Origin of the sequence: Nonomuraea antri, from assembly GCF_013283785.1 — a bacterium.
In the GTDB taxonomy this organism is placed as follows: Bacteria; Actinomycetota; Actinomycetes; order Streptosporangiales; family Streptosporangiaceae; genus Nonomuraea; species Nonomuraea antri.
In genome coordinates, this window is record NZ_JABCPZ010000040.1 from 23,547 (window position 1) to 45,029 (window position 21,483).

A 21,483-nucleotide genomic window follows, 5' to 3' on the forward strand; every position below is an offset into this window, starting at 1 on the left:
GCGCCTCCAAGATCCATGAGGATTACTCGGGTTGCAGGGTCCCATCAAACAGGCCGTCGATACCAGCGGCGACCAGGTCGTCGGCGGCCTGGCGGAGTGCTCTGGAGGCGTCCTCGAAGGTCAGCAGGCGGTGGAAGGCGGCGCCGTACCTGCGTTGTTCCTCGACGGGCAGGCGGGGCAGCTGCGCGCGGCGCGGGTCGAGCCGCATCGAGGAGCCGAGCCTGACGCTGGAGCCGACCGCGGCGCGCAGGCAGCCGGCCAGGAAGTGCGGGTCGAGCCGGTCGGGGTCGGTGCGGATGAGCAGGAGCTGGGCGCCGAGCACCGCGCCCGGCTCGGTCATGACGCGCGGGATCGAGCCGCTGCCGGTGATCAGCGGGGCCACCACGTCGCCGGGCTCGATGGCGACCAGGCCGGGCGCGTCGGCGGTGCGCCCGGTGGGTTCGCGTCCGACCAGCAGGTCCTTGGCGGTCAGCACGGGCAGGTCGCCGTCGGCGGCGAGTTTGATCGGGCCCTGCAGGATGGTCACCACGCCGGCGCGGGCCAGCTCGCCGAGGTTGGTCATGGGCAGCTCGCGCCGCCCGCCGCCGGTCGCGGCGAGCCCGGGCGGTTGCCCGGCCAGGCCGGCGGCCAGCCCCGCCGTCTTCTCGCGCAGCGCCGCGTATCCCGCGCCGTCGGGCTGGTCCTGCACCTGCACGCGGTGGCCGGTGGTCAGGTCGACCTCCTCGTCGAGGAGGTCGATGATGCGCACGGCGCGGCTTCCCGCGGGCAGCTCGCGTTCGTCGGTGAACGCCTGCCAGGCGGACTCGGCCAGCGCCAGGTCGTCGCCGGCGTTGACCATGAGCACCTCGGACGGCGGCCGCCCGCCCGGCTCGGGACGGCGCAGCACCCACAGGTCGGGCGCGCCGCTGGAGGCGGGGGCGGCGCCGGCGGAGAGCGTGATGATCGCGCGGAGCGCGCCCGCGCGCAGCAGGTTGCCGCGCACCCGGCGGCCGGGACGCCGGGCCGCGGCCACGCCGGGCATCATGATGACCACCAGCCCGCCCGGTTTGACGTGCGCCAGGCAGTGTTGCGCCCAGGCCAGCTCCGACTCGCCGCGCGGCGGCAGCCCGTATTCCCAGCGCGGGTCGCTGGTCAGCTCCTCGTAACCCCAGCCGCGCTCGTTGAACGGCGGATTGCAGATCACCACGTCGGCCTGCACGCCGGGGAAGGCGTCGGCGCGCAGCGAGTCGCCGGTGACGATGTCGGCGTCGTAGCCGTGCAGGCCGAGCCTGACCTCGGCGAGCCTGGCCGAGCTGCCGTTGACGTCCTGGCCGAGGGTGGTCGCGCCGCCCGAGGCCAGCAGCAGCGTGCCGAGGCCGCAGGCCGGGTCGAGCACGACGCGGCCGGCCGTGCCGCCGACCCTGGCCATGGTCTCTGCCACCTCGCGCGGGGTGGCGAGCAGGCGGCGCGAGTGCACGTCGACGTAGCGGTCGCAGATGCCGTCGAAGGCGGCCACCGGCCCTTCGGCCAGGCCGACCTCGGCGATGGACCTGATCAGGGCGGCGGTGACGTCGAGCCCAGGCGGCGGGGCCACGGGCAGTTCGCGGACGAGCGCGGCGTCGCCGAGCCCGGCCAGCCGCCGCCACCCGTCGGGGTCGCGCCTGAGGTAGCCGAGCAGCGCGCCCGCGTAGCCGACGGCGTCGCCGAGCCGCAGGTCGTCGGTGATGGCGCGCAGTGCCTGCCAGACCCGTTCGAGCGGGGCGACCTCGACGTATCTGTCGTGCCTGCGCAGCCACTCCTCGACGTCGGCGAGGGAGAAGGCCGGGCTGGTGGCCGTGCCGCCCACCGGCCGCGGGAAGTCATCGAACCTCTTGCGCCAGTTGCTCACCGCCGCCCGGCCGACGTCGGCCAGCCGCGCGATGTCCGCGGCGTTGACCGTGACGTCGTCTCGCATCATCGTCCTTCCTCCGGGAGCCCAGGCCGCCGCTCTCCCGTACGGGCGGAGAGAGCCGCTCACGGTCACCAGCATGCCAGTTCTTCGAGGTCGGCAGGCGCTTGATGCTGTTCCTTGGGCCCCGAGGTTACATTCTGTGGATGGCGTTCACAAGCATCTGTTTTGGCTAAAAAACGCGATATTTCAGCACATTTAATGGGATGGGCGGAGTCCTATGATGCTGATCATGCCTCCCCGTGACCGGCCGCCCAGTTGGTGGCTGTGGATCGGCCTGCCCCTGCTCTGCTGCGGCGGGGCGCTCATCCCGGCCGTGATCGGGTACTCGGCGGTCCGGCTGAACAGCAAGCGGACCGCGGCCGCCGCGATGGTGTACTTCGCCATCTACGTCTGGATGTTCCTCGCGGCCGGCGTCGTGCTGAAGGATGTGCCAGCGGAGGACTGGCGGGCCACCACGACCACGCTACTGTACCTGTTCATGGTGTTCGGCGGGACCGTGCACGCGGTCATCCTGCGCGGCCAGGTCTACCCGCCGCCGGGCCGGACGAGGGCGCCGGCGCCCACCCGGCCGATGCCCCTGCCGACGCCCCGGCCGGCGCCGCCTCCGCCCCCGCCTGCACCTTCAGCGGCGCCTCCGCCGTCGTTCGCCGGGGAGAGCGTCATCGGCAGGATCGGCCCGTACGCGCTGGTCGGCAGGCTCGGCGAGGGCGGGCAGGGCATCGTCTACCTGGGCCGGGGCCCGGACGGCGGGCACGTCGCGATCAAGGTGCTGCGCCTGCCCGCGCAGGACCACGCCGCGTTCGTCAGGGAGGCGCGGGCCGCGCGCCTGGTGCCCACGTTCGCCACCGCCCGCGTCCTGGACGTCGGCGTCGAGAACGGCCAGGGCTACCTCGTCAGCGAGTACGTCGACGGCCCGTCGCTCGACCGGCGCGTCAGGCAGGACGGGCCGCTCGGCGCGGACAGCCTGACCAGGCTCGCGCTCGCGACGGCCGGCGCGCTGGCGGGCATCCATCACTGCGGGATCGTGCACAGGGACTTCAAGCCCGCCAACGTGCTGCTCGGCCGCGACGGCCCGCGGGTGATCGACTTCGGCGTGGCCAAGGTGATCGGCGCGCTCACCACGGTCACCGGCGGCACGCCCTCGTTCATGTCACCCGAGCAGGTGCGCGGCGAGCCGGTCGGACCGTCCTCGGACGTGTTCAGCTGGGCGGCGACCATGTACTTCGCGGCCACGGGCCGGCTCGCCTTCGACGGCCCGTCCATGTACGCGGTGTCCAGGCAGGTGACCGGGCACCACCCCGACCTGGCGGCGATCCCGCCCGAGCTGCGCGGGCCGCTGTCCGCCGCCCTGGACAAGGACCCGGGACGACGCCCGTCGGCCAGCGATCTGATGCTGATGCTCTCCACTGGCTAGCTGTGAATCGTACACACAGATTTTCTGATTCATATCACTTGCACACACTTACAGGTGGGCGCTAGCGTATCCGTCGTTCCCCGGTTCCCCAGCCGTTCAGGGAGTGACCCGTGCGACGACCACTGCGTGAGGGACGAACCGTCCACCTGCTCGACATCGAGAACCTGACCGCCTCGACCTCCCCCACCACCCCCGAGGTGGAGCGCGTCATGGCCGCCTACCGGCGGCTGGTGCCCGTCGGGCCGCTCGACCAGTTCATCGCCGCGGTCAGCCACCGCGCGCTGGTCCCGGTGGGCGTCGCGCTGCGCGGCACCCGCCTGCTGGTCCGCTCGGGGCCGGACGGCGCCGACAGCATCCTCACGGAGACGGCCGTCGCCGACCGGGTCGACCTGCGCTTCGAGCGCGCGGTCATCGGCTCGGGCGACGGCTACTTCGCCGACCTGGCCCGGTGGCTGGCCGTCGCCGGCGCGCAGGTCACCGTCGTCACCAGGACCGGGTCGCTGAGCCGGCGGCTGTACACGGCGACCGGCCACATCACCTATCTCGACCTCGCCGCCTGACCTCCCACTCCCCCCGACCCGCCGAAGGAAGCGCCGTGACCTACCAGCAGCACCCCACTCCGCCGCCCGCCAGGCGCGGCCTGTCCGGCCTCGCCGTCTCGCTCATCGCCGTCGCCGCGCTCGGCGCCGGCTGCATGGGCGGCGCCGCCATCGGCTCGGGCTCGGGCTCCGGCTCGGACGCGGCCGCGCCGCAGGTCACGGTGACCAAGACGGTACGGGCGAAGGCCGCCCAGCCCGGCGGCGCCGACCTGCCCGAGCCGCAGCAGAACGAGCCGCAGCAGAACGAGCAGGCCAAGACCGTCACCTTGCCCGACTTCCGCGGCCAGAACGCGGCCGTGGCCAAGCAGTGGCTGGTCGAGCGGGGCTGGGACGAGTTCGAGGACATCAAACTCGGCTCCCAGGACACCTACGACACGCTCGTGCTCCTGCCGGAGAACTGGAGCGTGACCAAGCAGTCCCACCGGGCCGGCAGCAAGGTCAAGGTCGGCACCGTCATCGTCCTCACCTGCACCAAGCAGTGACATTCAGGAGAATCACATGATCCGCCGCTTGCTCGGCGCGCTGGCCCTGGCCGCCGCCTTCCTCCTGGTCCCCGGCACGGCCCACGCGGACAAGACGTACCGCGGGCAGGGTGACGAGGTCCTGCGCATCAGCTCGACCAGCAGCCCCGGACTGCTGCAGCTCAGCCATGATGGCGAGTCGAACTTCATCGTCACCTCCATCGACTCGGCGGGCAAGCAGGGCGAACTGCTGGTCAACGAGATCGGCCGGTACCGGGGCACCGTCCTGTACAACGGCGACAGCCGCAAGGCCGTCGCCGGGCTGCAGATCAAGGCCGACGGCGCGTGGACCGCGGTGTTCAAGCCGCTGACCAAGGCCCGCTGCTGGTGCTCGGCCACCGTCCGCGGCACCGGCGACCAGGTGCTCAAGCTGTCGGCCACGCGCGGGCTGCGTACCGTGCGCGCCACGCACGCGGGCGAGTCCAACTTCATCGTGCAGAGCTACACCCGGCCGGGCTCGTGGGGTGATCTACTCTTCAACGAGATCGGCGCCTACCAGGGCAAGGCCGTGCTGCCGGCCGGCACTCGCCTGGTATCGGTCAAGGCGGACGGCGCCTGGACCCTCGTACGCCGCTAGGAGCTCATGATGATCACCGTGATGACCGGCGCCGGCATCTCCACCGAGTCCGGCATTCCCGACTACCGCGGGTCCGGGGGCCTGTGGCGGCGCGATCCCGACTACGAGAAGCTCGTCACGATCGACTACTACCTGGGCGATCCGGACATCCGCCGCCGCTCCTGGGAGTTCCGCCGCACCAGCCCGGCCATGACCGCCGAGCCCAACGCCGCGCACCTGGCGCTGGTGGAGCTGGAGAAGGCGGGGCTGCTCGACCGGCTCATCACGCAGAACGTCGACGGCCTGCACCAGAAGGCGGGCTCCGACCCGGGCAGGCTGCTCGAACTGCACGGCAACATGTTCGGGGTGCTGTGCGTGGGGTGCGGGGCGCGTTCGACGCTGCGCGAGGCGCTCGGCCGCATCGACGCGGGCGACGCCGACCCGGCGTGCGCGGAGTGCGGCGGGGTGCTCAAGACCACGACGGTCATGTTCGGCGAGCACCTCGACCCCACGACGATCACCGAGGCGATCAGGGCGGCGGAGCGGGCCGAGGTGTTCGTCGCGATCGGCACGTCGCTGCAGGTGCAGCCGGCCGCGTCGCTGGCGGGGCTGGCTGCGGAGTCCGGGGCGCGGCTGATCGTGGTCAACGCCGACCCGACGCCGTACGACGAGGTGGCGGCCGAGGTGATCCGCGAGCCCATCGGCGCCGCCGTCCCCGCCCTCGTCACCCGCCTGACCACCTGACCCGGCCGTCCTGGCCTGAGCCACCCCACCGTCGTGACCTGCCCGACCGGCCGTCCTGGCCCGGTCGGCTGGTCGGCTCCGCCCTCCGTCCGGGCCCCCGCTCGGACGGAGGGCGCCCGCGTCCTGGGCGACCGCCGGATCGGCGGGCACCCGAGGGGACGCGGTCCCCGTCAGCGGGCCGGGTCGGACGGTGCGAGCGGGCGCCCGGCGAGCGGTTCGGCGGGCGGGTAGGCAGGCGGCTCGGCGGGCGGGTCGGCGAGCGGCAGGTAGAGGCGTCCGCCGCGCTCCCCGAACTCCGCCGCCTTCTCCGCCAGCCCCGCGCGCAGCGCCTCGTCCTCGTCCAGCCCGTGCTCGCGCGCGTACTCCCGTACGTCGTGGCTGATGCGCATCGAGCAGAACTTCGGCCCGCACATCGAGCAGAAGTGCGCCGTCTTGGCCGGCGCGGCGGGCAGGGTCTCGTCGTGGTAGGAGCGGGCGGTGTCCGGGTCGAGCGACAGGTCGAACTGGTCCTCCCAGCGGAACTCGAACCTGGCGTCCGACAGCGCGTCGTCCCACTCCTGGGCCTGCGGGTGCCCCTTGGCCAGGTCGGCGGCGTGTGCCGCGATCTTGTACGTGATCACGCCGGTCTTGACGTCGTCCCGGTCCGGCAGCCCCAGGTGCTCCTTGGGCGTGACGTAGCAGAGCATCGCGGTGCCGAACCAGCCGATCATGGCCGCCCCGATCCCGGACGTGATGTGGTCGTAGCCCGGCGCGATGTCGGTCACCAGCGGCCCGAGCGTGTAGAACGGGGTGTCGTCGCACAGCTCGCGCTGCAGCTCCACATTCTCCTTGATCTTGTGCATCGGCACGTGCCCCGGCCCCTCGATCATCACCTGCACGTCGTGCGCGTGCGCGATCTTGGTGAGCTCGCCGAGCGTGCGCAGCTCGGCGAACTGGGCCTCGTCGTTGGCGTCAGCGATGGAGCCGGGACGCAGGCCGTCGCCGAGCGAGAAGGCCACGTCGTACTGGGCCAGCAGCTCGCACATCTCCTCGAAGTGCTCGTACAGGAAGCTCTCGCGGTGGTGCGCCAGGCACCAGGCGGCCATGATCGAGCCGCCGCGCGAGACGATGCCGGTCTTGCGCCTGGCGGTCAGCGGCACGTACGCCAGCCGCACCCCGGCGTGCACGGTGACGTAGTCGACGCCCTGCTCGCACTGCTCGACCAGGGTGTCGCGGTAGATCTCCCACGACAGGTCCTCCGGACGGCCGTTGACCTTCTCCAGCGCCTGGTAGATGGGCACGGTCCCGATGGGCACCGGGGAGTTGCGGATGATCCACTCGCGGGTGGTGTGGATGTCGCGGCCGGTGGACAGGTCCATCACGGTGTCGGCGCCCCAGCGGGTGGCCCACGTCATCTTCTCCACCTCCTCCTCGATGGACGAGGTCACCGACGAGTTGCCGATGTTCGCGTTGATCTTCACCAGGAAGCTCCTGCCGATGATCATCGGCTCGGTCTCCGGATGGTTGACGTTGGCCGGGATGATGGCCCGGCCGGCGGCGACCTCGTCGCGGACGAACTCCGGCGACACGCCCTCGCGCACCGCGACGAACTCCATCTCCCTGGTGATCAGCCCGCGCCTGGCGTAGCCGAGCTGGGTGACCGGGGCGCCGGAGGCCGAGCGCAGCGGCCGGTGCCCGGCGAGGGAGTCGGCCTCGCGGCGCATCCAGCCGTCCTGGTCCTGGTAGCCGTCGTCGACGGGCCTGACCTGGCGGCCGCCGTAGCGCACCACGTCGCCGCGGTCGAGGATCCACTGCTCGCGCCGCCTGGGCAGGCCGCGCGTGACGTCGGTCTCGACGTCCGGGTCGGTGTACGGGCCCGAGGTGTCGTACAGGGTGAGCGACGTGCCGTTCGACAGGTTCACCCGGCGCATGGGCACCCGCAGGTCACCGGTGTAGATCTTGGAAAAACGCGCCTGAGTCATCGCGCAAACTCCCTTCGCCGGCATTATCCGGAGCAGGTTCTGGCGGTCGGCGGCTCGCTCAGCCGTCCTCTCAGCCCGGTTCACCGGGCTCCCGCGTTGGTCGGCCGTTACCGTACCCCGATCGCGATCACTTGTCACCACCCCGTGTCATGATCAGGCCCATGGAGGATCCGACGACCACGACCATGTCCACCTACGACCGCATCGCGCCGGTGTTCGCCGCGCGCTCGGCCGAGCCCGGCGCCGAGTTCACCGCCATGCGCCGGCGGTTCGCCGAGACGCTGGCCGCCGGCGCCCGGCTGGCCGACCTGGGGTGCGGGCCGGGCCGGGACCTGGTGTGGTTCCGTGAGCAGGGGTTTCGTCCTGTCGGGGTCGACCGGTCGGCCGAGATGGTGAAGCTCGCCGTCGCGGCCGGGGCGACGGCGGTGCGCGGCGACCAGCGGCGGCCGCCGCTCGCGCAGGGCGCGTTCGACGCGCTCTGGTCGTCGGCCGCGTTGCTGCACGTGCCGGACGCGGAGACCGGTGACACGCTGCGCCGCTGGTGGGAGCTGCTGCGGCCGGGCGGGGCGCTGAAGCTGAGCACGTCGGTCGGCGACGGCGGGGTCTGGGAGGACGTGCCGTACGAGAGCGGGCTGCGGCGCTGGTTCGTGCACCGCAGCCCGGAGGCGCTGCTGTCGCTGCTCGGCGCGGCCGGGTTCGAGATCCGCGAGCACGGCGTCACCGACGGGCACCGCACCTGGTTCAGCGTGCTCGCGGTCAAGGCCGCGGGTTGACGGCGGGTTGACTGCGGGTTGACGCGATCCGGGTGGCTCACGAGCCCGTGACGGCGATCACGAGCCGGGAAACCCCCGTCGCGGACGGGCCTGAGCGCGTCCAGGTTTGCCGATCACTGTCGGCGGTACGGGTCCCTACGGGGGAAGCATGATGAAAATTGCCGCTGTCGCCGGTTTCCTGGCGCTGATCACATTCGCCTGGGACGGTACCGACCAGCAAGAAGTGAGCAAGCAGCAGTACCAGACCATGACCGAGCAGTGCCGATACGCCGACACCCGCGCCGCCCGGGCCGAATGCCTGGCCGACGTCAAGAAGTTCTACCGCGTCGGAAAGTCCGACCCGACCCTCGACTGCCGGACCTACGCCGGCGTGTCGGTGTGCGGCCACCTGACCCTCAGCCGGGCCGAACGCGCCTGCGTGGACGAAGCCGTCAAGAGCGGCACCGCCTACCGCAGGGCCGAGGTCGAGTGCTACGCGTTCGGCTGACATGATCATCGTTGGTGCGGACGGTTCGCGTACCGGCCTGGACGCCGTCGCCTGGGCGGCCAGGGAGGCCGCGCTGCGCCGGATGCCGCTGACGGTGGCCAACGTCGTGCCCAAATGGGTCACGCGCCCGGCGGAAGGCCCGTACGCCGAGGTCGGCGACTGGATGCGCGACGGCGGCGAGAGCGTGCTCAACGCCGCCGTCGACCACGCCAGGCAGGAGGCGCCGGGGACCGACGTGCAGGCGGTCCTGCTGCCCGGCGATCCGCGTGCCGCCTTGATCGAGGCGGCCAAGGAGGCGGATCTGCTGGTGGTGGGCTGCCGGGGGCACAGCGCCGTACGCGGGCTGCTGGTCGGCTCGGTCGCCTACGGCGTGGCCGCGCACGCCACCGTCGACACCGTGCTGGTCCAGGAGCTGCACGCGTTGCCGCGCGGCGAGATCGTGGTCGGCGTGGACGGCTCCGACGCCGGCCGCCGGGCGGTGGGCTTCGCCTTCCAGGAGGCCGGGTTGCGCGTGGCCCGGCTGCGCGCGGTGCAGGCGTGGGCCTGGCCGCAGGCCGGCGGTTTCGATCCCGCCGACGAGCAGGCCGAACGCGAGGCCAGGCGGACGCTCAGCGCGACGCTGGCCGAATTCCGCGAGCGACATCCCGACGTGCCGGTGTCCGAGGAGCTCTCCCACGGCCATCCGGTCGAGGTGCTGAAGGAGGCCTCGGCCACGGCCGACCTGCTGGTGGTCGGCACACGCGGGCACGGCACGTTCGCCGGGCTGGTCATGGGCTCGGTCAGCCAGGCCATGCTGCACCACGCCGGCTGCCCGGTCGCGGTGATCCGGGCCCGTCCCGGCGAGGAACGCCCATGAGGGCGACCAGCCCGGTGCGTCTCAGGCCGGCGCGTCTCGCTCCAGCGCGTCTCACTCCGGTGCGTCTCAGTCCGGTGCGTCTCAGTCCGGTGCGGGGACGGCGCTTTGCGGGAGCGCGAGCGCCTGGCGTCCCGAAGGCGCGCGGACGGTCTCCGCGGCCAGCAACGCGTCGATGACCGCCTCTTCCACGCAGTCCATGACCCCGGCGAACACCAGGTTCAGCGCGGCCGGCGACAGCGATCCCGCCCCGGTGGCGAAGGCCAGCCCGTAGTCGCCGCTGCCGTGGCTGAAAGCCGCGCCCACCCGGCCGAGCGCGAACACCCCACGAGCCGCGATCCGCGACAACTGCCGCGTGTCGCAGCCGGCGTCGAGCGCCACCACGACCACGCACGAGCCGTGGTCTCCCCCGTGCGCCTCGGCGACGTCCGGGCTGATCGTGCGGCCGCGCAGCCGCAGCTCGCCGCCCATGTTGGCCTGCACCAGGACGCCGACAGTGGCCTCGCGCCCGCCCAGGTCCAGCCGGCGCGAGGCGCTGCCGATACCCGACTTGAACCCCAGCGCGCACGCCCCGGTGCCGCCGCCGACGTTGCCCATCTCCACCGGACCCGAGTGCGCCCCGTCGAGCGCCGCGTAGACGTGCTCGGCCGTGACGGGACGCCGGTCGACCGACGACAACCACGAGTCGTTGATCTCCCCGACCACCGGGTTCAGCGAGATCACCGGCTCGGTGGCGTGGTCGAGCACCCAGCTCACCAGCGCGTCGGCGACCCGGAACGTGGACAGGGTGGAGGTGAGCAGCACCGGCGTCTCCAGCTCGCCCAGCTCCACGAGCTGCGTCGCGCCGACGAACTTGCCGTAACCGTTGGCCACGTGGAAACCGGCGGGCACGACCGGGGCGGGCGGCACGATCGCCGTCACCCCGGAGTAGACGCCACGCTCCCGGTCCAGCACCGTCGTCTGCCCCACCCGCACGCCTGGCACGTCGGTGATGGCGTTGTTCCGCCCGGGCTCAAAGCGTCCAACCGCATGTCCGAAATCCCGCAACCGGCGGGCCTGCCGCCTCATCCGTTCCACGTCCCGTGCCACATGCTGGTCAGTGTCTCGTACGCGAACGCCGATGCCATAGCGTGAGAAGAGACCAGGACCTGACCGAAAAGGAGAAGCGTGTGGAGTCGCGCAGGGCTGAGGAGAACGCCGAGCTCGCCGGAGCCCTGCTCGGGGACCTTCGCGACAGCATTGACAACATCGACGCGGCGCTGATCCACCTGCTGGCCGAACGGTTCAAGTGCACCCGGCAGGTCGGCAGGCTGAAGGCGGAGCACGGGCTGCCGCCGGCCGACCCGCGCCGGGAGGCGGCGCAGATCGATCGGCTGCAGGCGCTGGCCGTCGACGCGAAGCTCGACCCCGAGTTCGCCAAGAAGTTCCTGGCCTTCATCATCGAGGAGGTCATCAGGCACCACGAGTCCGCCGCCTCGATGCACTGAGGGCGTCTTTCGCGGAACCGTCCTGACCGCAATGGCTTCTAGCCTGCGGGAGATCCCGAGAAGGAAGGATGGGTTTCGTGACCATTTTGGTGACCGGTGCGACCGGGACTGTCGGCCGTGAGCTGGTCGGACAGCTGGCCCGGTCGGGCGAGCGGGTGCGGGCGCTGACCCGTGACCCGGCGGGGGCGAACCTGCCCGCCGGGGTCGAGGTCGTGCGCGGCGACCTCACCGACGCCGCGTCGCTCGTCCCGGCCCTGGCGGGCGTCACCGGCCTGCACCTGATCACGTTCGGCGGGGACGAGCCGCTCGGCAACGGCGCCGAGATCGTCGCGCTGGCCACCGCGGCCAGGGTGCGGCGGGTGAGCGTGCTCAGCGGCTGGGACCCGAGCTCGGTCGAGGCGGCGCTGGCCGCCGGCGACCTGCCGTGGACGTTGCTGCGGCCGGTCGAGTTCATGGCCAACGCGCTGGACCTGGCCGAGTCGATCAGGGCGGACGGCGTGGTGCGCACGTTCGACCTGGGCCGGCCCAGCGCCATGGTGCACGAGGCGGACATCGCGGCCGTGGCCGCCGTCGCGCTGACCCAGGACGGCCACGGCGGCATGACGTACGCGCTGACCGGCCCGCAGGCGCTGACGCTGGAGCAGAAGCTGGCCACCATCGGCGCGGCCGTCGGGCGTGAGGTGCGCTTCGTCCCGCTGACGGAGGAGGAGTTCCGCCGCCGGCTCCGCGACTCCTACCTGCCGGAGGAGTACATCGAGTTCGCCGTCGAGCTGGAGAAGAACCCGCCCGGGGTGGGCATGGTGGTCGATCCGACGGTGGAGAAGGTCACCGGGCGGCCGGCGCGCACGTTCGCCCAGTGGGTGAGCGAGCACGCCGACGCGTTCCGCTGACTCGATCGTCCGCTAGCCGCCGCGCGGCCGGGTGATGAACCTGGCCATACCGGCCTGGGCCAGCCCGGCGGCCTCCACCCGCGCGGCGGCCTCGGTCTCCGCCGCGAACGCCCGTTCCACCTCGGCCAGCGGCGGGCGCAGCAGCTGCAGGTGCACCTCGGTGGCCGTGCCAGGGGCGCTCCAGTGGCGCACGCGGGCGATCGCGGTCTCCAGCAGGGCCTCCGGCTCGACGATCTCGTCCAGCAGACCCGCGTCCCTGGCCTGCTCCGCGCTCAACCGGGCCGAGTCCAGCACAAGGCGCAGCGCCCGGCCGCCGGCCAGCCGGGGCAGCAGGTAGGAGGCGGCGTTCGAGATCGACAGGCCGAGATGGTTCTCCGGCAGGAAATACTCGGTGGCGGGCGTGCCGATCCTGGTGTCGAAGCAGAGCGTCCACTCGGCGGCCCCGCCCACGGCCAGGCCGTTGACCGCCGCGACCACCGGCACCCGCGATTCCAGCACCGCCCTGGTCATGTCGTGGAACAGCGCCACCTCCTCGATCAGCGACTTGCCCGCGGCCTGGTCGATGTCCTCGCCCGCGGAGAACGCGCGTCCGGTGCCGGTGACGACGACGCCCCTGGCGAGCTTGCCGTCGCCGTGCGCGCGCACCTCGGCGGCGAGTTCCCTGCGCATGTCGGCGGTGAGCGCGTTGAGCTTCTCCGGCCGCCGCAGGGTGACGATCGCCACCTCCTCGCGTACGGTCACCTCGATCATCTCTGCTCCCTTCCCTGGTGCTCGACGGCGATGGCCCCGGCCCGCTGGTCGCGCTCGGGGTGCAGCAGGTGACGCTTCTCGATCCGCGCGGACGGGGTCAGCTCGAACCCGTCCACGAACTCCACGTTCGCCGGGATCTTGAACGGCGCGAGCCGCTGCCTGGCGTGCTCGATGACGCTCAAGGCCGTGTCGGCGCCCTGCTCGTGGCCCGGGCGCAACTGGATGAACGCCTTGGGCAGCTCGCCGAACAGCTCGTCCGGGATCGGCACCAGCGCCGCGGACAGCACGGCCGGGTGCCCGGCGAGCACCCGTTCCACCTCGGCGCACGAGATGTTCTCGCCGCCTCTGCGGACCATGTCCTTCAGCCGTCCGGCGTGCCTGATCGAGCCGCGGGCGTCGCGCCGGCCGAGGTCGCCGGTGTGGTACCAGCCGCCGCGCAACGCGTGCGCGGTGGCCTCCGGGTGGTTCCAGTAGCCCTTCATCATCGGCACGCCGCGTACCAGGATCTCGCCGGTCTCCGGGTCGAGCTCGACCTCCTTGCCCGGCGGCGGGTAGCCCATCGCGCCGGTGCCGACGCAGTCGGTGTCGTCCGGGGCGACCAGCAGGTCGGGGCCGCTCTCGGTGGAGCCGTACAGCTCGCGCCACGGCGCGCCCCAGCGTTCCTCGAACGCCCGGTGCAGGTCGGGCGCGATGCCGGAGCAGAGCACGAGCCGCATCCGGTTGTCGCGGTCGTGCGGGTGCGGCGGCTGCTTGTACAGCAACAGCGGCATCGTGCCCAGCACGTACGTGAGCGTCGCGCCGTGCTCGCGCGCCGCGGCCCAGAAGCCGGAGGCGGAGAAGCGCGGCAGGACCACGTGCGGGATGCCGCTCATGAGGCAGAACAGCGTGGTCCACTGGGGATCCATGTACGAGTACGGCTGCGCGATCACGAACACGTCGCCTGGACCGGGTTTCACCAGGTCGGCGACGACCCGGGCGGTACGCAGCCAGTAGTCGTGGGTGAGCAGGCAGGCTTTCGGGAAGCCGGTCGTACCTGACGTGTACTGAAAATTCGCAATATCGTCCGCGCCGGGGGAAATGTCGGGAGGCGGCGACCCGCCCGGCCCGAACGCGTCCACCGCGTACACGGCCACCCCAGGCACCCCCGCCACCGCGCCGGACAGGCGCGGCACGTGCTCGGCGGTGGTCAGCAGCGCGACCGCGCCCGAGTCGTGCAGCACGTGCTCCAGGTCGGCGGCCCGGTACCGGACGTTCACCGGCACCGCGATCGCGCCGGCCCTGAGCACGGCGAACCAGCTCAGCGGCCAGTACGGGACGTTGTCCATCATGATCGCCACCCGGTCCCCCGGCCGCACCCCCCGCTCCACGAGGGCGGCGGCCAGGTGCCCGGCACGTTCGTCGACGTCGGCGAAGGTCAGCGAACCGGCAGCGGGGAAGGTCGGTGAATCGACGTCGGCGAAGGTCGGCGAATCGGCGTCGGCGAGGGCCGGCGGATCGGCGTCGGGGAAGGTCGGCGAATCGGCGGCGGGGAAGCGGAGGAACTCGCGGTCGGGATACTGGGCGGCGGCGTGTCGGAGCAGGGCGGGGATCGTGTCAGGCATCCGGCGGCTCCCAGGGGAAGACGGGTAACGCGGACAGATCAGGCGCGGCGACGTCCACGGCCCCGGCGCGCACCGCGGCCAGGCCGATCGCCACGAACTCGGCGCACACCCGCTCCAGCGAGGAGCCGCCGCCGGGGCGGTACCACTCGCTGGTGCCGGTGCACATGGACATCAGGGCGAGCCGGGTCAGCTTCTGGTCGGCGACGTGGAACACGCCGCGCGCGACGCCGTCGGCCAGGACCTCGCGCCACAGGTCCTCGTAGGCGTCGCGGAGCGCGATGATCTCGCCGTGGGCGGCCGAGCCCGGGGTCAGCGAGCGGAGTTCGCCGTCCATGACCCGGGTCGTCATGGGGCTCAGCGCGTGGACGGCGGTGAGCGTGCCGATCAGGTGGGCCAGGCGGTCGGCGGGACCGGCGAGGCCGGCCAGCCCCCGGACGGTGGCCTCGATGAGGCCCAGGTGCCCCTCCCGCATGAGGCCGGCGAGCAGGGCCTCCTTGCTGGAGACGTGGTGGTAGATGCCGGCGTTGGTCAGGTTCACCGCGCGGGCGAGGTCTCTGATGCCGGTCGCCGCGTATCCCTGCCTGGCGAAGAGCAGGACGGCGGCCGTCCTGATGCGCAGGCCGGCGTCGGCGTCGCGGTCGGTGAGGTAACTCTCGAGTGCGGTCAACGGGACCTACCGAACGTTCGGTTGCATGATTTATCGGACTTTAACCCGATTTGTGGCTCCAGAAAAGGGGTTGCACGCCTGAGTAGCGTGACCAGCGTGGATGTCATCACCAACGACCAGGTCGAGTCCTTCGTCCGCGACGGATTCATGAAGTTGACGATCGGCACTCGCGAGCAGGGCGAGGCCGCCCAGGCGCTGCTGTGGCAGCAGATCGGCCTGTCGCCGGACGAGCCGGAGAACTGGCGCGAGCCGGTGGTGTGGGCCGCCGACATGACCGGGCAGGGCCCGTTCGGCGAGCTGATGCGCTCCCCCGTGCTGGCGGCCGGGCTCGACGCGGTGTGCGGCAAGGGCGGCTGGCAGCCGCGCGGCGCGGCGGGCAACATCCCGATCAGGTTCCCGCGCCTGCCCCCGGCCGACGACCGCGGCTGGCACCTCGATCTCAACACCCCGCTGCCCGACGGAAGCTGGCAGGTCAGCGTCCGCTCGCACACGCTGCTGGTGCTGATGCTGTTCTCCGAGGTCGGCGAGGACGACGCGGCCACCAGGATCAGGGCCGGCTCGCAGCGCGACAGCCTGGCCGCGCTCGGCGACGAGGGCCACGACCACATCGCCGCCGGCGGTCTGGTCGAGCCGGCCAGCCGCGAGCGGCCGCTGGCCCTGGCCACCGGCCTGCCAGGCGAGGTCTACCTGGTGCACCCGCTGACCGTGCACGCGGCCGACGAGCACCGGGGCGAGCGGCCCAGGTTCATGGCGCAGATGCCGTTCTTCCTCACCGAGCCGCTCGACCCGGCGGCCGACACCCCGCTGGCCCGGGCGCTGCGGTAACCGCGCGGGTCACGAGCCGCCCGACCGGCGGCCCCGTCCGGAGCCGAGCTCGCCCGCCGAGCCCGGCGAGCCCGGAGCCGGGCTTGCCGGGCGCCGGACGCGGGCGGATCATCGCGACTGTGACCTATCGCACACTGGACGAGATCAGCGAAACCCTGAGCCCGGCCGAGGAGCGGTTCGAGCGGGCCCGCCGGACGGTCGGGCTCGCCGCGGCGCCACTCGCCGGGGTCGCGGTCTTCCTCGCCACCGCCGGGCTCCCCGACCCGCAGCAGCGGCTGGCCGGCATCCTCACGTTCGTGATCGTCGCCTGGATCACCGAGGCCGTCCCGATCCCCGTCACCGCCGCGCTCGGCCTGGCGCTGTGCGTGCTGACCGGGGTGGCGCCGGCCGCGGACGTGTTCGGCGCGTTCGCCAGCTCGACGATCTTCCTGTTCATCGGCAGCTTCATCATCGCCGCCGCCATGATGAAACACGGGCTGCACCGGCGCTTCGCCTTCCGCATGTTGTCGCTGCCCGGCGTGGCGGGCTCGACGTACCGGACGATCGTCGTGCTCGGCGTGACCACCATGGTCATCAGCGCGTTCATCTCGAACACCGCCACCACGGCCATGATGTTGCCGATCGCGCTGGGCGTGGTGGCCACGCTGTCGGGGTTCGTGGCCGAGGGCGGCGACCCGCGGCGGCTGCGCTTCGCCACCGCCACCATGCTCATGCTCGCCTACAGCGCCTCCATCGGCGGGCTGCTCACCCCGATCGGCTCGCCGCCCAACCTGATCGGCCGCGGGCTCATCGAGAAGGCCACCGACGCCAGGATCCCGTTCTTCACCTGGGTGCTGATCGCGCTGCCGATCGTGCTGGTCATGTTCGCGCTGCTGGCCGTGGTCCTGCTGTGGCTGAACCGGCCGGAGGCCAGGCGGATCGAGGGGGCGCGGGCGTACATCGAGGGCGAGCGCGCCCAGCTCGGACGGATGAGCCGGGGCGAGCGCAACACGCTGATCGCCTTCGCCACGGCCGTGGTCCTGTGGATCACGCCCGGCGTGGTCGGCATCGTCGCCGGCGACACGTCCGGGGCATACCGGGCCGTGCTGAGCAGGATCGACGAGGGCGTGGTCGCGGTGCTGGCCGCCGCGCTGCTGTTCGTGCTGCCGGTCGACTGGCGGGCCCGCCGTTTCACGCTGACCTGGAACGAGGCCGTACGCATCGACTGGGGCACGATCCTGCTGTTCGGCTCGGGCATCGCGCTGGGCGGGCTGCTGTCGGAGACCGGGCTGGCCAAGACCGTCGGCCAGAATCTGTCCGGGCTGCTCGGCATCTCCAGCCTGCTCGGGCTGACCGTCCTGGCCACGGTGGTGGCCGTGCTCATCAGCGAGACGACCAGCAACACCGCCAGCGTCGGCATCGTGGTGCCGATCGTCATCCCGATCGCGGTGGCGGCCGGGATCTCGCCGGTCATCCCGGCGCTGGCCGCGGTGTTCGGCGCGTCCTACGGGTTCATGCTGCCGGTCTCCACGCCGCCCAACGCCATCGTGTACGGCTCCGGCATGGTGCCCATCACCAGGATGGTGCGTTCCGGGCTGGTGTTCGACCTGCTGGGAGCGGTCGTGATCGTGGCCGGGGTGACACTGATGGCGCAGGCACTGGGCCTGGCCTGACCTCGGGGTTCAGCGCGGCCCGCGCCCGGTCGACCTCCGCCAGCAGCTCGCCGAAGTCGGCCGGGAAGCCGCGGTCGCGCTCCACCGCCGTGGCCAGGATCGGCGTGCGCGAGACCAGCTCGGCCAGCAGCTCCCACACCCTCGGCGGGACCGGGGCGCCGTGGTCGTCGACGGCCATCTCCGCCCCATCCGCGCCGCCGGCCAGGTGCGCGAGCACCACCCGGTCGAGCGGGACGGCGTCCAGGAACCCCAGCGGGTCGAAGCCGTGGTTGCGGGCGTTGACGTCCAGGCCGGCCAGGTCGAGCAGCAGCCCGCAGTCGCAGTGTTCCAGCACCTCGGCGATGAACTGCGCCTCGGTGAGCGGGCTCGCCAGGTCCACGTAGTACGCGATGTTCTCCAGCAGGAACGGCCGGCCGACCGCGTCCTGCACCCGCTGCGCCCTGGCCGCGACCCGGCGGGCCACCTCCCTGGTACGCGGCAGCGGAGCCGGCAGTCCGAGCGCGACCTGCTCGGTCCTGGTGAAGCAGAGCCGGTCGCCGAACCAGGGCGCGTCGAGGTCGGACACCAGCTCGGCCAGCGCCGTCACGTACGCGGGATCGGGCTCGGGCTCCGACCCGATCGACAGTTGCCTGCCGAACGGCGCCACCGGGAACCTGCGCGCCAGCCCGCGCAGCCGCTCCCGCTCGTCCGCCGGGGCGAACAGGTAGTGCTCGGTGATCACTTCCAGCCAGTCGACCCGATCGGCGTGCGCGTCGATCGCGTCGGCGAGCTCGGGCCGGTACCCCAGCCCCGACCCCCATCTGGGCAGTTCCGCCAACACGCAGTCCCCCGAACGCTCGGCGCGGCGACAACCCACGACGTGCCCGGACGTCTCGCCGCCACACCGGACGCGCCGCCCAACACTGGGCAAAACAACCTCGACGTCCCTGCCCTTGATCGGCCTGTCCTCGATGGGGAGGATCGAAGACATGCGCTTCTCCTTGAACCTCCCCAACTTCGGAGATTTCGCCGACCCGCGCCGCGTCGCCGAGGTGGCCACCGCCGCCGAGGAGGCCGGGTGGGACGGGGTGTTCGTCTGGGACCACCTCACCTACCGCAAATCCGAGGGCAGAGCGCTCGCCGACCCGTGGATCCTGCTGGCCGCGGCCGGCATGGTGACCGACAGGATCCTGCTCGGGCCGCTGGTCACCCCGGTGGCCCGCCGCCGTCCTGGCAAGCTGGCCCGCGAGCTCGTCACGCTCGACCACCTGACCGGCGGGCGCACGGTGTTCGGCGCCGGGCTGGGCTCGATACTCGACGACGAGTTCGGCAGCTTCGGCGAGCCCACCGACCCCAAGGTCCTGGCCCAGCGCCTGGACGAGGGCCTGGAGGCGGTCGACCTGCTCTGCTCCGGCGAGCAGGTGAGCTACCAGGGCACCCACGTCACCATGGACGAGGTGCGCTTCCTGCCCCGGCCCGTCCAGCGGCCCAGGATCCCGGTCTGGATCGCCGGCCGCTGGCCGAACAAGGCCCCCTTCCGCCGCGCCGCCCGCTGGGACGGCGCCGTCCCGCTGTTCGAGGGCTACCAGACGCAGCGGCCGCCCTCGCCCGGCGACGTCGGCGCCCTGGCCGACCTGCTGCGCGGGCTCAGAACCGCCGAGGGACGCGAGTCGGAGCCGTTCGACCTGGTGGTCGGCGGCGAGACGACCCCCGGCGACCGCGGCCTGGTCGCGGACCTGGCCGCCGCCGGCGCCACCTGGTGGGACGAGCGCATGCCCTTCGACGAACGCCTCGACCAGGTCGAGCCCTACCTGCGCCGCATCGAACTCGGCCCGCCCCGCTGACGCCCTTCCACCGAATTCCCCCTTGCTGTCGGCATGCAACAGTTCGCCGGGTTTCGCTCTCTCAGTGGTGGCAGGACAACCGGAGGGCGAAGCAGGTGGACGAAGATCCCCAGTTCGCGGAGTTCGTCGCAGAGCGGGGTAACGCGTTGCTGCGTTACGGCTACGTTCTGACCGGCAACCCGCACGATGCGGCCGACCTGGTGCAGGAGTCGCTGCTCAAGGTGCGTGCCGCCTGGCCGCGATTGCGCCGCAAGGACAATCCGGAGAGCTACGCCCGCACCACGATGGCCAGGCTGCATCTGGCGGCCTGGCGGCGGCTCAGGCGGGAGCGGCTGACCGGGGAGCCGCCGGACGGCGCGCATCACGACACGCTGCCCAGCGGTGACGAGCAGGACATGTGGCAGGCGCTGGCCGGGCTGCCGCGCAAGCAGCGGGCGGTGCTGGTGCTGCGCTACTACGAGCAGCTCAGCGACGCCGAGATCGCCGACGTGCTGGGCATCTCCCGTGGCACCGTGCGCAGCCAGGCCTCGCGCGCGCTCGGCAAGCTGCGTTCCGCCATGCCGGACGGCGACAAGATCCGAGGGGGTTCCCGATGAACGGACACGAGGTCAGGGACTATGCCGGCGCGGACGGGCCGGACGAGGTCGAGGACACGCTGCGCAGGACCCTGGGCCGGGCGGCCGGGCGGGCGCCCGAGCTGGCCGGTGGGATGGCGGAGCAGGTGGAGATTCGCTACCGGCGGCGCAGGCAGCGGACGCAGGCGCTGCTGGCGGCGGCCGCGGTGGTGGTGATCGCCAGCGGCGTGGTGGCCACGCTGCGCCCCGGCGGCCCGGTGACCATGAGCCCCGCGCCGGGGCCGTCCGCCACGGCCGAGGTCCCGCCACCGGATCAGAACGTCACCGCGGAGGCCACGCCACCGGACCAGAACGCCACCGCAGAACCGGTTCAGACGGCGACCGGGCAGAGTGAGCCGGTGGCCGTCCTGCCGGCGCCGGTCGAGCAGGTGTGGCCGGCGGCCGTGCACAAGCTCCCGGCGAAGACGTCCGACGGCCGCGAGATCCGGCCCGCGACCCTGGCCGGCGACCGCACCCTGCTCTACACCACCTGGTCGACGTTCGAGCGGTCCGACGCCCTGTACGCCTACGACTTCGACACCCGTGCCCACCGTAAGATCACCGAGACCGTGATCCCGCCGGGCACCACGCTGTTCCCCTCCGACTTCACCGTCGGCGAGGGCCAGGTCGTCTGGTGGACCAGGCTCAAGAAGGGGCCCGCGCAGATCTGGGCGGCCCCGCTGGACGGCGGTCAGGCCAGGCTCGTGGGCAGCAGGGTCACGGGTCCCGGCGGGCTCGACGGCCTGCAGATCGCCGGCGGCAAGGTCGTGTTCTCCGCGCGCGAGGGCGGCGTCTACGCGCTGCCGCTGGCCGGTGGCGAGGCCGAGCCCGTCGCGGGCGGCGCGTCGATGCACGTGCTGGACTGGCCGTGGATCGGCGCGCCAGGCCCGTACGGCCCCTTCGACGGCGCCAGGTTCAGGGAGATCCGCAACGTGGAGACCGGCGAGACCAGCACGGCGGTGGTCAAGCCCGGCGAGCAGAACCTGATCTGCGGCGTGCGGACCTGCACCGGCGTCAGGGACCCGGGCTCGTCCTTCTACCGGCTGCGTGACGGCTCGGACGAGCGGGCGCTGCCCGGCGAGGCGATGCGGGCCGAGCAGCTCGCGCGCGACAGGTTCCAGGTGGCCGCGCTGATGGACCGGAGCTCGTTCGCCGCCGTCGTCCTGCACGACCTGCGTACCGGCCGCTCGGCCGACCTCGGCGTGCGTGCCGAGGAGAGCGCGGACGGCGCCACCTCGATCAACTCGCCCAGCTTCGACCGCACGGGCCGGATGCTCGCCTACCCGGTGGACGCGGAGCTGTTCGTGATCGACGTCTCGAAGATCGAGTGACGCAC

22 protein-coding genes and 1 riboswitch are annotated in these 21,483 nt (G+C 72.4%); of the genes, 15 read left to right on the forward strand and 7 right to left on the reverse strand.

Features of this window, described 5'->3' with window-relative positions; genetic code table 11:
- Nucleotides 1-22: 22 nt before the first annotated feature.
- On the reverse strand, nt 23-1,936 hold the full coding sequence (locus HII36_RS15990) for an N-6 DNA methylase (RefSeq protein ID WP_236003546.1): 1,914 nt from the start codon (nt 1,934-1,936) through the stop codon (nt 23-25).
- 223 nt (nt 1,937-2,159) lie between these two features.
- On the opposite strand from HII36_RS15990, the gene HII36_RS15995 reads away from it, so the two are divergent.
- The 5 genes from HII36_RS15995 to HII36_RS16015 all read left to right on the forward strand — a co-directional run bounded on the left by HII36_RS15995 (nt 2,160) and on the right by HII36_RS16015 (nt 5,764).
- Nucleotides 2,160-3,344, forward strand: coding sequence for a serine/threonine-protein kinase (locus HII36_RS15995; RefSeq protein WP_173523969.1), 1,185 nt, complete (start codon nt 2,160-2,162; stop codon nt 3,342-3,344).
- A 110-nt stretch (nt 3,345-3,454) separates the two neighbouring features.
- Nucleotides 3,455-3,904, forward strand: coding sequence for a PIN domain-containing protein (locus tag HII36_RS16000; protein WP_173523970.1), 450 nt, complete (start codon nt 3,455-3,457; stop codon nt 3,902-3,904).
- Nucleotides 3,905-3,939: 35 nt separating this feature from the next.
- On the forward strand, nt 3,940-4,425 hold the full coding sequence (locus HII36_RS16005) for a PASTA domain-containing protein (protein ID WP_173523971.1): 486 nt from the start codon (nt 3,940-3,942) through the stop codon (nt 4,423-4,425).
- A 16-nt stretch (nt 4,426-4,441) separates the two neighbouring features.
- Complete coding sequence (locus HII36_RS16010) at nt 4,442-5,041, forward strand: hypothetical protein (RefSeq protein ID WP_173523972.1); 600 nt, start codon at nt 4,442-4,444, stop codon at nt 5,039-5,041.
- Nucleotides 5,042-5,047: 6 nt separating this feature from the next.
- Nucleotides 5,048-5,764 carry an SIR2 family NAD-dependent protein deacylase gene (locus HII36_RS16015; protein ID WP_173523973.1) on the forward strand — a complete coding sequence of 239 codons (717 nt, stop codon included), beginning with the start codon at nt 5,048-5,050 and terminating at the stop codon, nt 5,762-5,764.
- A 170-nt stretch (nt 5,765-5,934) separates the two neighbouring features.
- On the opposite strand, the gene thiC is transcribed toward HII36_RS16015, so the two are convergent.
- A complete protein-coding gene (gene thiC / locus HII36_RS16020) occupies nt 5,935-7,725 on the reverse strand; it encodes a phosphomethylpyrimidine synthase ThiC (protein WP_328807733.1) in 1,791 nt (596 codons plus the stop codon).
- A riboswitch (TPP riboswitch) is annotated at nt 7,718-7,830 on the reverse strand. It overlaps the preceding gene by 8 nt.
- 56 nt (nt 7,831-7,886) lie before the next feature.
- On the opposite strand from thiC, the gene HII36_RS16025 reads away from it, so the two are divergent.
- From HII36_RS16025 to HII36_RS16035, 3 genes are all read left to right on the forward strand, one after another.
- On the forward strand, nt 7,887-8,498 hold the full coding sequence (locus HII36_RS16025) for a class I SAM-dependent methyltransferase (protein WP_173523975.1): 612 nt from the start codon (nt 7,887-7,889) through the stop codon (nt 8,496-8,498).
- Nucleotides 8,499-8,646: 148 nt separating this feature from the next.
- On the forward strand, nt 8,647-8,985 hold the full coding sequence (locus HII36_RS16030; RefSeq protein WP_236003547.1) for a hypothetical protein: 339 nt from the start codon (nt 8,647-8,649) through the stop codon (nt 8,983-8,985).
- 1 nt (nt 8,986) lies between these two features.
- On the forward strand, nt 8,987-9,841 hold the full coding sequence (locus HII36_RS16035) for a universal stress protein (RefSeq protein ID WP_173523976.1): 855 nt from the start codon (nt 8,987-8,989) through the stop codon (nt 9,839-9,841).
- An 81-nt stretch (nt 9,842-9,922) separates the two neighbouring features.
- Here HII36_RS16035 and HII36_RS16040 read toward each other — a convergent pair whose 3' ends face one another.
- The gene (locus HII36_RS16040) at nt 9,923-10,906 is read right to left on the reverse strand and encodes a P1 family peptidase (RefSeq protein ID WP_173523977.1); all 984 of its coding nucleotides are present in this window, start codon (nt 10,904-10,906) and stop codon (nt 9,923-9,925) included.
- A gap of 101 nt (nt 10,907-11,007) precedes the next feature.
- Between HII36_RS16040 and HII36_RS16045 the strand changes: the two genes are divergently transcribed.
- The gene (locus HII36_RS16045) at nt 11,008-11,325 is read left to right on the forward strand and encodes a chorismate mutase (protein WP_173523978.1); all 318 of its coding nucleotides are present in this window, start codon (nt 11,008-11,010) and stop codon (nt 11,323-11,325) included.
- Nucleotides 11,326-11,393: 68 nt separating this feature from the next.
- Nucleotides 11,394-12,215, forward strand: a complete 822-nt coding sequence (locus HII36_RS16050) for an NmrA family NAD(P)-binding protein (RefSeq protein ID WP_217369577.1) — start codon at nt 11,394-11,396, stop codon at nt 12,213-12,215.
- Nucleotides 12,216-12,227: 12 nt separating this feature from the next.
- On the opposite strand, the gene HII36_RS16055 is transcribed toward HII36_RS16050, so the two are convergent.
- The 3 genes from HII36_RS16055 to HII36_RS16065 are packed head-to-tail and all read right to left on the reverse strand — an operon-like array spanning nt 12,228 to nt 15,233.
- The gene (locus HII36_RS16055) at nt 12,228-12,965 is read right to left on the reverse strand and encodes an enoyl-CoA hydratase/isomerase family protein (protein WP_173523980.1); all 738 of its coding nucleotides are present in this window, start codon (nt 12,963-12,965) and stop codon (nt 12,228-12,230) included.
- Nucleotides 12,962-14,566 (reverse strand): AMP-binding protein, encoded by a 1,605-nt coding sequence (locus tag HII36_RS16060; protein ID WP_173523981.1) that lies wholly within the window; start codon nt 14,564-14,566, stop codon nt 12,962-12,964. Before HII36_RS16060 ends, HII36_RS16055 begins: the two co-directional genes overlap by 4 nt.
- A complete protein-coding gene (locus HII36_RS16065; RefSeq protein WP_173523982.1) occupies nt 14,559-15,233 on the reverse strand; it encodes a TetR/AcrR family transcriptional regulator in 675 nt (224 codons plus the stop codon). Before HII36_RS16065 ends, HII36_RS16060 begins: the two co-directional genes overlap by 8 nt.
- A 96-nt stretch (nt 15,234-15,329) precedes the next feature.
- On the opposite strand from HII36_RS16065, the gene HII36_RS16070 reads away from it, so the two are divergent.
- Both HII36_RS16070 and HII36_RS16075 read left to right on the forward strand, forming a co-directional pair.
- A complete protein-coding gene (locus HII36_RS16070) occupies nt 15,330-16,058 on the forward strand; it encodes a phytanoyl-CoA dioxygenase family protein (RefSeq protein WP_217369578.1) in 729 nt (242 codons plus the stop codon).
- A gap of 119 nt (nt 16,059-16,177) precedes the next feature.
- Nucleotides 16,178-17,710, forward strand: a complete 1,533-nt coding sequence (locus HII36_RS16075) for an SLC13 family permease (RefSeq protein WP_328807734.1) — start codon at nt 16,178-16,180, stop codon at nt 17,708-17,710.
- Here the strand turns inward: HII36_RS16075 and HII36_RS16080 are convergent.
- Nucleotides 17,610-18,680, reverse strand: coding sequence for a DUF692 domain-containing protein (locus HII36_RS16080; RefSeq protein WP_217369579.1), 1,071 nt, complete (start codon nt 18,678-18,680; stop codon nt 17,610-17,612). The two genes, HII36_RS16075 and HII36_RS16080, sit on opposite strands and share 101 nt — an antisense overlap.
- Between HII36_RS16080 and HII36_RS16085 the strand changes: the two genes are divergently transcribed.
- The 3 genes from HII36_RS16085 to HII36_RS16095 all read left to right on the forward strand — a co-directional run bounded on the left by HII36_RS16085 (nt 18,679) and on the right by HII36_RS16095 (nt 21,478).
- Nucleotides 18,679-19,533, forward strand: a complete 855-nt coding sequence (locus tag HII36_RS16085) for an LLM class flavin-dependent oxidoreductase (protein ID WP_173523984.1) — start codon at nt 18,679-18,681, stop codon at nt 19,531-19,533. The two genes, HII36_RS16080 and HII36_RS16085, sit on opposite strands and share 2 nt — an antisense overlap.
- A 95-nt stretch (nt 19,534-19,628) precedes the next feature.
- The gene (locus HII36_RS16090; RefSeq protein ID WP_173523985.1) at nt 19,629-20,129 is read left to right on the forward strand and encodes a SigE family RNA polymerase sigma factor; all 501 of its coding nucleotides are present in this window, start codon (nt 19,629-19,631) and stop codon (nt 20,127-20,129) included.
- Nucleotides 20,126-21,478 (forward strand): TolB family protein, encoded by a 1,353-nt coding sequence (locus tag HII36_RS16095; protein ID WP_173523986.1) that lies wholly within the window; start codon nt 20,126-20,128, stop codon nt 21,476-21,478. The genes HII36_RS16090 and HII36_RS16095 overlap by 4 nt, the downstream gene beginning before the upstream one ends.
- Nucleotides 21,479-21,483: the final 5 nt, after the last annotated feature.